This window comes from Limnobacter sp. UBA7229, assembly GCF_002473065.1.
GTDB lineage: Bacteria > Pseudomonadota > Gammaproteobacteria > Burkholderiales > Burkholderiaceae_B > Limnobacter > Limnobacter profundi.
Window position 1 is genome coordinate 232796 of the sequence record NZ_DKTN01000013.1, and the last position, 11715, is coordinate 244510.

The 11715-nt window shown below is 54.0% G+C and carries 9 protein-coding genes and 1 pseudogene; 6 read left to right on the top strand and 4 right to left on the bottom strand.

The features are described 5' to 3' along the window. Window positions 1-155: 155 nt before the first annotated feature. Entirely contained in the window at window positions 156-2633 is a 2478-nt protein-coding gene (locus tag B4C79_RS07895; protein WP_171097425.1) for a penicillin-binding protein 1A, read from the top strand. A gap of 5 nt (window positions 2634-2638) precedes the next feature. On the opposite strand, the gene cyaY is transcribed toward B4C79_RS07895, so the two are convergent. Further along, on the bottom strand, window positions 2639-2965 hold the full coding sequence (gene cyaY, locus B4C79_RS07900; RefSeq protein WP_105028088.1) for an iron donor protein CyaY: 327 nt from the start codon (window positions 2963-2965) through the stop codon (window positions 2639-2641). Here cyaY and lptM point away from each other — a divergent pair. Further along, a pseudogene (lptM, locus tag B4C79_RS07905) lies at window positions 2964-3071 on the top strand (LPS translocon maturation chaperone LptM); the annotation flags it as partial. The gene cyaY and the pseudogene lptM overlap by 2 nt on opposite strands. Window positions 3072-3148: 77 nt before the next feature. Then, entirely contained in the window at window positions 3149-4456 is a 1308-nt protein-coding gene (gene lysA, locus B4C79_RS07910; protein ID WP_414673435.1) for a diaminopimelate decarboxylase, read from the top strand. A gap of 85 nt (window positions 4457-4541) precedes the next feature. Here lysA and ccsB read toward each other — a convergent pair whose 3' ends face one another. The 3 genes from ccsB to B4C79_RS07925 all read right to left on the bottom strand — a co-directional run bounded on the left by ccsB (window position 4542) and on the right by B4C79_RS07925 (window position 8836). Continuing rightward, window positions 4542-5882: a c-type cytochrome biogenesis protein CcsB gene (ccsB, locus tag B4C79_RS07915; protein ID WP_105028086.1), complete on the bottom strand. Its 1341-nt coding sequence runs from the start codon at window positions 5880-5882 to the stop codon at window positions 4542-4544. Then, a complete protein-coding gene (locus B4C79_RS07920) occupies window positions 5879-8056 on the bottom strand; it encodes a cytochrome c biogenesis protein ResB (protein WP_240965880.1) in 2178 nt (725 codons plus the stop codon). The genes ccsB and B4C79_RS07920 overlap by 4 nt, the downstream gene beginning before the upstream one ends. 114 nt (window positions 8057-8170) lie before the next feature. Next, window positions 8171-8836 (bottom strand): c-type cytochrome, encoded by a 666-nt coding sequence (locus tag B4C79_RS07925; RefSeq protein WP_240965878.1) that lies wholly within the window; start codon window positions 8834-8836, stop codon window positions 8171-8173. A gap of 163 nt (window positions 8837-8999) precedes the next feature. On the opposite strand from B4C79_RS07925, the gene yihA reads away from it, so the two are divergent. From yihA to B4C79_RS07940, 3 genes are read left to right on the top strand one after another with little or no spacing between them, the layout of a single operon-like run. Further along, window positions 9000-9662, top strand: a complete 663-nt coding sequence (gene yihA / locus B4C79_RS07930) for a ribosome biogenesis GTP-binding protein YihA/YsxC (RefSeq protein WP_171097420.1) — start codon at window positions 9000-9002, stop codon at window positions 9660-9662. After that, on the top strand, window positions 9659-10654 hold the full coding sequence (gene hemB, locus B4C79_RS07935) for a porphobilinogen synthase (protein ID WP_291740736.1): 996 nt from the start codon (window positions 9659-9661) through the stop codon (window positions 10652-10654). The genes yihA and hemB overlap by 4 nt, the downstream gene beginning before the upstream one ends. A 5-nt stretch (window positions 10655-10659) precedes the next feature. Beyond that, entirely contained in the window at window positions 10660-11703 is a 1044-nt protein-coding gene (locus B4C79_RS07940) for a magnesium transporter CorA family protein (protein WP_171097417.1), read from the top strand. The last annotated feature ends 12 nt before the right edge of the window (window positions 11704-11715 follow it).

Genomic DNA, 11715 nt, shown 5'->3' on the forward strand with positions numbered 1-11715 from the left:
TTCAGGGTAGAGAATTCAGCGTAGCCAGCTAACCCTCATTGGAGGGGTACAACCACTAGGGGGAGAGCACGAATTCACCACTAGAGTCAACGATCGGAAATTCCCGTGCGTTGGCAGATACAATGTAACCACTGACACCAATCCTGCTCCGACCTGTGAATTCAAACAAAATCCGCCTCAAGCACCACTCCGATGGCTTTATTGCGACCGCGCTCACCGTACTGATCGGCTTGGGCGTGTCTGGCGCGCTGCTCGTGGGCGTGGCCTTGGCACTTATTTTCCCCAAGTTACCCGACCTCGATACCCTGACTGATTACCGACCCAAAGTGCCGTTGCGCGTGTTGACTACCGATGGCGTACTCATCGGTGAATTTGGCGAAGAACGGCGCCGCCCAGTCGACATTACCGAGGTGCCCTTGGTGATGCAACAAGCCATTTTGGCGGCCGAGGACGATCGGTTCTACGAGCACGGCGGCATCGACTTCATGGGCGTTGCACGGGCCTTGGTGACCAACGTCACCTCGGGCGGGCGCACACAGGGCGCCAGCACCATTACCATGCAGGTCGCCCGCAATTTCTTCCTGACCCGAGACAAAACCTGGACCCGCAAACTGTATGAAGTGCTGCTGGCCTACAAAATTGAAGACAGCCTGAGCAAAGACGAAATTCTGGAGCTTTATATCAACCAGATTTACCTGGGCCAACGCGCCTACGGGTTTCAATCTGCCTCACAAGTGTATTTCGGCAAACCGCTGCGCGACATCAATGCCGCAGAGGCAGCCATGTTGGCTGGTTTGCCCAAAGCGCCCTCTGCCTACAATCCAATCGTAAATCCAAGCCGTGCCCGTGTGCGCCAGGAGTATGTACTACGCCGCATGAACGACCTCGAGTATCTCGACGATGCACAGTTTGAAGAAGCCTTGAACACCGAGTTGGTGTACCGCAACCGCAAAGCCAACGGCGATGACATCGAGGCCACAACAGGCCTGACCATCAATGCCGACTATGCAGCTGAAATGGCACGCCAGGCCGTGGTTGAAATGTATGGCGAAGAGGCCTATACCTCGGGCATCACCGTGACCACAACCTTGATTGCAAAAGAACAGCGTGCTGCCCAGCGCGCCTTGCGCAACAGCGTGATGGACTATGAACTGCGTCAATTCTTCCGTGGCCCTGAAGGCTACATTGAGCTGCCCAACGACCCAAAAGAAGCCGAAGAAGTCATCGGTGACAACATCAGCGACTACACCGACTACGGCTTTTTACAAAGCGCAGTGGTGCTATCAGCCAGCCCCACTGAAGTGGTGGTGTCGCAAGGCGCAGGGGAGCCCCTAAAACTGACAGGCACAAGCCTGAAGCCCGCAGAAAGCTGGTTAAATGAACGCGCCCCTGCCAACAAACGACTGAAACGCGGTGCTGTTGTGCGTATTTTAAAACGCAAAGACCAGCCCCCCATGCTGACGCAATTGCCTGAAGTGGAAGCTGCGTTTATTGCCATCAGCCCCAAAGACGGCGCAATCCGCGCCCTGTCCGGTGGGTTCGAGTTTTCTCGCAACAAATTCAACCATGTCACCCAGGCCACCCGCCAACCGGGCTCGGCATTCAAGCCGTTTGTGTATTCTGCTGCACTTGAAAAGGGAATCACACCAACCACACTGGTGGCCGATGAGCCCATTTTTGTGCCAGCCGACACCCCGGGTGGCAAGGACTGGAGCCCGAAAAACTACGATGGCAAGTACGATGGCCCCATGTTGCTCAAAGAAGGCCTGGCCAAGTCGAAAAACATGGTGTCCATCCGGGTGCTACAAGAAATTACCCCACAATACGGCCAGCGTTGGGCCACACAGTTTGGCTTTCCTGCTGCCAATGTGCCGCCCTACCTCACCATGGCCTTGGGCGCTGTTACAACAAACCCCCTTCAAATGGCCAGCGCGTTTGCCGTATTTGCCAATTCGGGTTACCGCGTCAAACCCTATTTGATTGAAAAAATCACCGATGGCACCGGTCGAATTGTGGCCCGTGCCCGCCCTGCTGTTGCTGGCGAGGAAGCCAACCGTGTAATCGATGCCCGCAATGCATTTCTGACCACCCGCCTTCTGCGCGAAGTGGTTGAGCGCGGCACTGCCACCCGGGCCAAAGTGCTCAACCGGGGAGACATTGTTGGCAAAACAGGCACCACCAACGACAGCCACGACGCCTGGTTCGCAGGCTACAACAGCGACATTTCGGCGGTGGCCTGGGTTGGCTACGACCAACCCCGCAACCTGGGTGCCCGCGAAACTGGTGGAGGCCTGGCCTTGCCAATCTGGATTGATTACATGAAAGTGGCGCTGGCTGATTCACCAGAAAAACCACAAGTGGTCCCCCCAGGCATTGAATACATCGACGGGAATTATTACTACTCCGAATACACACCCGGCAACGGCGTGGGCCGCATCGATGTGAACGGCGGTGGCGACGACATTCCAAGCCTTTTCAATTTCCTGAAAGGCTTGGGCGGTATGCTCGAGGGCAGCGGTGAAGCACCCATCAGTGGCAACCCCACCGCAGGCGATGGTACCAGCCACGCGGCACCAGCCCGCCCGCGAGAGCAGCCACGGGATGATATTGAACGGCTGTTCGGCAACAACTAAAACACTTAGAAATTGGGGCAGTTTTGCCCCAATTGGCCACTCAGCAGTTCAACAAAGTGAGTTTTGAAGGGCGTTTTGCTGCGGGTGTCCAGCCATTCGCCATTGGCATACTGATAATGAAAACCACCCGATTTTGCAGCCAGCCACAACTCGTGATTGGCCACCTGACTGTTTAAAATCATCTTGCCTTTGTCTTCAAAATCAAGGGTTAATACATTGCCCGAGCGCATTGAATCTGCATCAAGGTCCAACGTATCGACCAAGGATTCAATATACTCTTCTACTTGAACCAAGGTGGCATCCACCACCGCCTGGAATTCTGTGTCTGTCATGAAAAAATCACCTCTAAGAACATTGGCCATTGTCACCCTGTTTGCACTGGGCCTGAATGCTTGCGGCCAACGCGGACCACTTTATTTGCCCGAGCCGCCTGCTCCCTTACCCAAGCCCGCTGGCTACGACAAACCTGAACAACAGCAAAACCGCTAAACCTACAATTTTCGAGCAATTTTACCGTGCAAAACAACTCAGTGAATCCCAGCGATCTCAACCCCCACTTGCAGTTCGACACAGCCAGTGGAGAACTTCAATTCGAGAGCACCGAGCTTTCCGGTTTGGCGCAGGAATTCGGAACACCCTTGTATGTGTATTCCGCCTCTTCCATCAAAGCGGCTTATCGTGCATACGCCAGCGCCTGTCAGGGTCTGGCCCACGTCACCATTTGCTACGCGGTCAAAGCCAACTCCAACATTCATATTCTGAAATTGCTGGCCCAAGAGGGTGCAGGGTTCGACATTGTGTCTGCCGGTGAACTGGCACGTGTCATCGCAGCAGGTGGTGCTCCTGAAAAGGCAGTGTTCGCAGGCGTGGGCAAATCCATGCAGGAAATTGAATACGCACTGGGTCAAGGCGTGGGCTGCTTCAATGTGGAATCTGAAGCCGAAATGGAGCGCGTGGCCCTGGTTGCCGAGAAATTGCAACGGAAAGCCAATGTGTCGCTGCGTGTGAATCCCGATGTCGATGCAAAAACCCACCCCTATATTTCCACGGGCCTGAAAGAAAACAAATTTGGCGTGTCGATGAACGCGGCCAAACGGGTTTATCAATTTGCCAATTCACACCCGTGGCTGAATGTGCATGGCATCGATTGCCACATTGGCTCTCAACTCACGGATGCAAGCCCCTATTTCGATGCGCTTGACCGGGTACTGGCATTGCTTGACCAATTGGCAGCCGACGGCATTGAAATCAACCACCTCGACCTGGGCGGCGGCATCGGCATTCGTTATCTGGACGAAACACCACCCACACCGGCTGAAGTACTACCCAAGTTAATCGGCAAAGTTCAAAGCTGGGCCCAAGCCAAGGGTCGCGGCATGCCCACCTTGTCATTCGAGCCCGGACGCTCCATCGTAGGCAACGCGGGGGTTTTGCTAACCCAGGTTGAATTCCTGAAAGAAAATGAAGGCAAACACTTCGCGATCGTGGACGCCGCCATGAACGACCTGATGCGCCCGGCAATGTACAAAGCGTTCCATGGTGTGGTGGCGGTACAAAACAACCCCCATGCCACGGCACAAGAATACGATGTGGTGGGCCCGGTGTGTGAATCGGGCGACTGGCTGGCAAAAAACCGCACACTGACCATTGAACAGGGCGACTACCTCGCCATTTTGTCAGCGGGTGCCTACGGCCAAACCATGGCATCGAACTACAACAGCCGCGGCCGTGCAGCGGAAGTGCTTTTGGAAAACGGCAAAGTCACTTTGATTCGTCGGCGCGAAACCATCGAAGACCAGCTTCGCCCGGAACTCGACGTTTAATCACATCCAGGTATGAAAGAAAAAAGCCCCGATTCAAGCGAACCGGGGCTTTTTTTATTACTCAGTGCGTCAATCGCTTACCTGATTACAACTCGCCATAAGAATGCAAACCAGACAAGAACATGTTCACGCCCAGGAATGCAAAACCGGTGACCAGCAAGCCCACCAAAGCCCAATAGGATGCGACCACGCCACGCAGGCCTTTCACCAAACGCATGTGTAGCCAGGCAGCATAGTTCAACCACACCACCAGCGCCCAGGTTTCCTTCGGGTCCCATTGCCAGTATGCGCCCCAGGCCTCTGCGGCCCACAAAGCGCCCAAAATGGTGGCCACTGTGAAAAATGCAAAACCCACGGCAATCGACTTGTACATCACGTCGTCAAGTACTTCCAGCGGGGGCAAGGCATCTGCAATGCGCTTGCGCGCCAGCAAAATTGCACCCACCACGGCACAACCAATGCCCAGGTACAAGGCCCAGTAAATTGAAATTCCTTCAGTACGGAACACCATGGGCTCCAGGAACATCAACACACCCAAAATACCGGTGGGAATCAATGCCTTGATACTGGGCGCATGGGCATACACCTTCAACAGGTAAGCAAACGCCACCATCGCTGCAATCGAGAAAGTACCGTAACCAATGAAGTTGGCGGGTACGTGAATTTTCATCCACCAGCTTTGCAGGGCGGGCACCAATGGCTGAATGGCATAAGCCTGGCGCTCCACGCCGTACCAGGCAAGAAAGCCCACTGCGGCCACCACCACCAACATCACAAAGGCACCCAGCTGGCGGGTTTTATACACCTGCTCGTAAAACAGGTAGTAGATCGCCGTAATCAGGGCAAACAGCACAAAAACTTCGTACAAATTGGAAACCGGAATGTGGCCTACATCCGGCCCTATCAGGTAGCTTTCGTACCAGCGAATGAACATGCCGGCAAAGCCCATCACAACAGCACCCCAGGTCAACGCCGTGCCCACAAAACCCGCTGTGGGAGAACGGCCAACCAAACCAATCCAGTAGGACACAGTGGCTACCACAAACATCACGCCCATCCACAAGATGGCGGATTGACTTGAAAGCAGGTACTTCAGGAAAAACTTCTGCTCTGCGGCCGCCAAATCACCGCCATAACTTGAAATCGCCAGCAAGCTCAAACCCGCGACAGTCAAAATCAACCATTTCAGTGATCCCCAGCGGTAAGCCATGTAAGCCGTCACAGGCACACAACTCCACAAAATAGTGATCTCGTAAATGTCCATGAAACTGTGGTATTGCTGCGAGGCATAACCCGCCGCAGCCACCAACAATGCGGCAAACGCAAAGTCACTCCAATGAAATGATTTTGAAAACCAACCCGCCTTTTTCGTGGGCAAGCCTGGCTTATCGCCCGTGGGGCTTTGATTGATCCAGGTCGAACTCATACCGCATCTCCTGCCGAGGCTGCTTTAGGCGCAGCCCTGCTGTTCAATTCATTCACAAACTGCTCGTACTCTTTCTCAAAATCCATGGTCTTTCGAGTGGTGGACATACCCATCATCACTTTGGAACCCTCTTCATCCTGGGTTACCCAGAAAAATGCCCTGCGCTCGCGGATGTAGAACATCGAAAATACCCCGATGCACAAAAACAAACAACCCAGATAGACAATCCATTGCCCCGGGGCTTTGGCCAACTGAAACACACTGGCCTTCACCTCATCAAACTGGTCCAGCTGAAACATCACTGGCGCGCCATACAGCGACAAATCCGACAGGGCAATTTGTGCGTCCTGCACAAATCGTCCATGTACTTCATCAGGTACTGCAGGAGGCAAGTTGGCCGTGGTGCGTGAAAGTTGATAAACCTCCCACATGGCGCCTTGCAACAAACGAATAATCACGTCACTGGCTTTCTCGCGTTCGCCCTCGGGCACGGTGCTTTCAATAAACTGCGCAATGGCGGGCAAGCCTGACAGCGAATTATTCAAGCCCGCAAAACGCTCCAGGGCACGCTGCGCACTGTCAGCCACACTGGCCACCAACTGGGCCGAATCGGGCCTGTCGCCAAATGCCTGCTGCGCGAAACGCTGTGCCGCGGTTCTTCGAATTTCATCATTTTGCAGGGCCGCGCGGAAGCGCATAAAGCCCTCCAGCTGGCCATTGTCATCGACTGGAATTCTCAGATACTTAAAACCATCCGCGGGGGTTTCACGCACACCCGCCAAATAATACCGTCCGCCATCCAGGTTAATGGGCAACATGTAATTGTGAAACTCACGGGCTTGCCCCGCCTGGTCGCGCAATTTGTAGGTAATGCTGGGGCCAATGTTCGTGAATTTGGTCTTTGCGTCCTCTTTGACACCGGGGCCCAACACGCTGGCCAGGTTGGTCTCGAAAGGTGACAAGGCATCGGCATTGCCCAAGGCCAAATCGTCCACGCTCACCTGGTCAGCGTTGTCCACGGGCAAGGCCTCTACATTGATTGATTTGAAGGCAGTGAACTCCACCTTCAAATCCCGGCTCAAATCGCCTTGCAACTGGCTCAGGTCTCGGCCTCCGCCCACCACACCATCCAGGTCGAAGCGATAGTCACGCTCGCCGGTTAGCGGAATGCCTTTCAGTTGAACCTTGGTGCCACCATCGTCAAAGCTCGACTGATACACCGTCACACCCTTGTAAATCAGCGGTTTGTTCACCTCAATGGTGGCCTCAAATCGCTCCTGGGTGTCCGGGTCAAAAACCTCCACATCACTGGCGAACAACTTGGGCATGCCCGTGCTGTAAAAATCAATTCGAAATTCTTTCAGGGTCAGCTCAAACGGCAGGTCTTGCACCAGCAAACCATCATCGGTGTTCAACACCGCCACACGGCTGGTTTCACCCTCTGGCAATAGCAAATTGGCACGGTAACTTGGGTTCGATTCCGCAAGGCGCGCCTTTTCCGGAATGCCCGCCGTAATTTCAGCCCCGGTCACAGGCGTTTTGCCAGTTGCCCAAACGGCAACCTGCAAAGGCACACCGCTGTCCAGCAAGCCACCAATGCAAATCACAATAATCGACAAATGCGCGGCGATGTATCCAAAACGGTTTGCACTGCCTGCTTTGGCGGCCACCATGGTGCCGTTGTCGCGCACCGATTGTTTCACCTTGAAACCTTTGTGCTCCAGCCACTCGGTGACGATGCCTGGCAATTCAGAGGGCTTCTCCTTGAATCGCCCCTCCCACCGGTGAGCGAATGCCCTCAAACTGTTCTCGCGAATATTCTCGCGATACACCCGCATTTCCTTGATCATCTTGGGCGTATTGCGGTAAACGCACAAGGAAGTGGACACCACCAAAAACGCCATCACGGCGATAAACCAGGGCGCATTGTAAATTCGGAACAAACCCATGGGTTCGAAAAACGAAGCCCAGAAAGGCCCAAACTGGTTCACGTAGTTCACCCAGGGGTCAGCCTGACCAACCACCGTACCAATTGCAGAGGCGATACAAATCAGCGTCAGCAGGCTGATTGCAAAACGCATCGAGCCCAGCAACTCCATCAAACTGACCCAAAACGACTGCTTGCCCATTCTTTGTGGGTTCAAATTGTCTGCAACGTCCCCTGAACTACTCACACGCTTCCCCACTATTGACTCTTTGTACTTCTCTCACTTTCCCGACTTTTGCCCATGCCGAAAAAAAAGGGGCTATCCTCTAGCCCCTTTTTGACCGGCGATTGCGTCAAATGTTCAACGCAAACCTGCGATGTAATCGGACACTGCTTTCATTTCCTTGTCCGACATCTTGTTTGCAATTACTGTCATCTGTTCGCTGTTGTTGCGCACACCATCACGGAAGGCAATCAACTGGCTCTCTGTGTACTGGGCATGCTGACCACCCAAACGTGGATACTGGGCTGGAATACCAGCGCCATTCGGGCTGTGGCAACCGGCGCAGGCTGGAATTTTTTTGTCGGCAATACCACCACGATAAATCTTTTCACCCAAGGCCAGGGTGTCTTTGTTCTTGGCTGAACTCAAAGTCTGTTTTTGCGCTTGCAGGTAGGCCGACACGTTCTTCATGTCTTCATCTGACAAAGCAGCTGCGAAGCCTGCCATGATTGCATTGTCTCGCAGCGGCTTTTCACCATCTTTGCCAGGCTTGAAATTTACCAGTTGCTTGTACAGGTACTCAGCATGCTGACCCGCGATCTTGGGATAGATAGGAGCTGAGGCATTGCCATCGGCGCCGTGGCAAGCCACACACTGCTGCATGATTTCCTTGCCTTTGGCCAAATCAGGCTTGAACACTTCAACGGGGCCGGCAGCTTGGGCCACAGACATTGAAAACATCAAAGCGGCAAACAGAGAACTCAGTTTAAGCGTCGTCAGCTTGTTCAGCATGGTCAAACCCATCAAAAAGTGCATCAAAAAATAGTGCGGCTATCCAAAAAACCCTGCCCAGCCAGCCCAATGAAAAACAAGGGCGCGGCCACCAAAGGCGCGCAACTACAGCAAAGTTTTCACAAACCCTAGATTATAACCACTCAAGCGGCTGTCTTGCATCTAAAATGTGCGCATGACAATCAATTTCCACAACACGCATTTCGAGATCTCAGCATCTCGCATGGTCGAATGCCCGGGCGCCAGCGTCCCCGAGATCGTATTTGCCGGGCGCTCAAACGCCGGCAAGTCCACGGCCATTAACACCCTTTGCAAACAGCGGCAATTGGCCTATGCCAGTAAAATGCCCGGCCGCACCCAGCTTCTCAACTTTTTTCACGTCATTGAGCAGGCCGAGCCAATTGCGCGCCTGGTCGACCTTCCAGGCTACGGCTTTGCCCAATTGGCGCAAACCAGCCAAAGCGTGTGGGACAAAGAACTGGGTAGCTACCTGGCTGAACGCCCCAGCCTGGTGGGTACGGTGCTGATTGTAGATTGCCGTCGCGGTCTGCTTGAACTTGATTATGCTTTAATCAAATGGGTGGGGCATCGCCAGTTGCCGGTGCACATCCTTCTGTCCAAGGCCGACAAATTCAACCGTCAAGAGCAGGTGCTTGCCTTGCGTTCCACACAAAAAGCCCTCGATCCGTATCGGGTAAATGGCCATGAAATCACGGTTCAACTGTGGTCTGCATTGAAAAAAATCGGCATGGTTGAACTGGAAACCCAACTGTCGAACTGGGTAAGACCGCCCGTACCCACCCCCGAAACACCTGAAACCGAGCCGCCGACAACATGACCCAACATCTGTATCATCGCCCCCGTCGCCTGCGTCGAACCGACGCACTGCGTCGCCTCGTGTCCGAGCACACACTGAGCGCAGCCGATTTCATTTATCCAGTCTTCGTCATACCCGGCAGCAACAAACGCGAATCCGTGGCCTCCATGCCCGGCGTAGAACGCCTGTCACTCGACCTGTTGTTTGCCAAGGCCGAACAATGCCTGGCATTGGGTGTGCCGGTGATGGCTTTGTTCCCCGTCATCGAAACCGACAAAAAAACCGCCGACGGCCTGGAAGCCACCAACCCCGAGGGTTTGGTGCCGCATGCGGTGCGAGAACTGAAAAAGCGTTTTCCCGAATTGATGCTGCTGACCGACGTCGCGCTCGACCCATTTACCAGCCACGGCCAGGACGGCCTGATTGACGAACATGGCTATGTGCTGAACGACGAAACTGTCGAAGTGTTGCAAATGCAGGCTTTGGTACAAGCGCAGGCAGGCGTGGACATCGTCGCCCCCAGCGACATGATGGACGGTCGCATTGGCGCCATTCGAGAAACCCTCGAAGCCAACCGCTGCATTCACACCAGCATCATGGCCTACTCCGCGAAATACGCCTCGGCTTTCTACGGTCCCTTCCGAGACGCGGTGGGATCGAGCGGCAACCTGGGAAAAAGCAACAAAAAGGTGTATCAAATGAACCCGGCCAACAGCAATGAAGCGCTGCTGGAAGTCGGCATGGACCTGGATGAAGGCGCAGACATGGTCATGGTCAAACCTGGCATGCCTTATCTGGACATTTTGTGGCGCGTGAAAGAAAAATTCGCCCGTCCCACCTTTGCCTATCAGGTCAGTGGTGAATACGCCATGATCAAAGCAGCCGCGCAAAACGGCTGGCTGGACGAAAACGCCGTCATGCTTGAATCCTTGCTGGCCTTCAAACGCGCGGGCGCAGACGGTATCCTCACTTACTTCGCACTCGACGCGGCAAAACTTCTGAAACAGGGTTAATTCGCATGGGAATCTGGACGCATCTGACTCAAGACAAGATCAAGAAGTTAAGTGATGCGCCCAGCCAGTTGCCCGAGTCCGGGTTTCTGTGGCTCGACACACAACTCGATGAAGAGTTGTCCTGGCTGCCGGCGGTTGAATCCCTGCTCGGCTTCAAGTTGGACGAACTGCATCTGGAAGACCTCGGCAACACCTTTCATCCCAGTCACTTCGACATTGGTGATGGCTACAACATTCTGATCATCCGGTCATTGTCCAGCAAACCCCTGTTTGACGAAAACAATCGGCTCAGCATCAAAACACGCCCAGTGTTTTTTGTTATCACTCCAAAACTGTTGGTCACGTTTCGGCCCAAAGACAGCCGCACATTTGCCATGGCCCGCAAGTTTGTGGAAAGTGCGCCTGAAAAACCAATGGATGAAATCGAAACTTTCCTGAAATTCAAACGTGCCCCAGCGGGCACAGACGAACTCATGATCCAGTTGGTCAGCAATTTGGTGGACCGCTTCATGGAAACCCGGATCGAAATTTCCGAACAACTGGATCGCTGGCAACGTGATTTGCTCAATCCGCGCAAACGCTTTCAAGACTGGAATGCCTTGCTCGCCGCTCGCAATGAAATGAATCGACTGGAATCAGTTGCTCAAGACCAGCGCGATGCGCTCACCGACTGGCAAGACGATCAAGAGCGTGAAGGCCGCATGGCTGCCGCCCTCCAAGTGAATGCACGCGACACGCTTGAACACCTGGAGCGAGTCGTCAGCCTCACCCGCCGCCTGGGTGCAAATACGGAAACTGCGGTGCAGCTTCACTTCTCCGCTACAGCGCACAAAACCAATGAAATCGTCACCGTGCTGACCATGCTGACAGCGTTGTTCATGCCACTCACGCTCATCAGCGGCATTTTTGGCATGAACTTCGAAGAAATACCTTTCTTGAAAAATCCGAATGGGTTCTGGATCAGCCTGGGTCTCATGGGCCTGTCCAGCATCATTTCAATTGGATTGATCTTCTGGATCAAAGGCCGAAATCACCTCGGCAAACCCTGAACGGCTCCAGGC

What these genes read in the sequence shown, in the direction of transcription:
- cyaY (WP_105028088.1), bottom strand. Translation starts at nt 2,965, where the DNA reads ATGACAGACACAGAATTCCAGGCGGTGGTGGATGCCACCTTGGTTCAA.
- ccsB (WP_105028086.1), bottom strand. Translation starts at nt 5,882, where the DNA reads ATGAGTTCGACCTGGATCAATCAAAGCCCCACGGGCGATAAGCCAGGC.
- B4C79_RS07925 (WP_240965878.1), bottom strand. Translation starts at nt 8,836, where the DNA reads ATGGGTTTGACCATGCTGAACAAGCTGACGACGCTTAAACTGAGTTCT.
- yihA (WP_171097420.1), top strand. Translation starts at nt 9,000, where the DNA reads ATGACAATCAATTTCCACAACACGCATTTCGAGATCTCAGCATCTCGC.
- hemB (WP_291740736.1), top strand. Translation starts at nt 9,659, where the DNA reads ATGACCCAACATCTGTATCATCGCCCCCGTCGCCTGCGTCGAACCGAC.
- B4C79_RS07940 (WP_171097417.1), top strand. Translation starts at nt 10,660, where the DNA reads ATGGGAATCTGGACGCATCTGACTCAAGACAAGATCAAGAAGTTAAGT.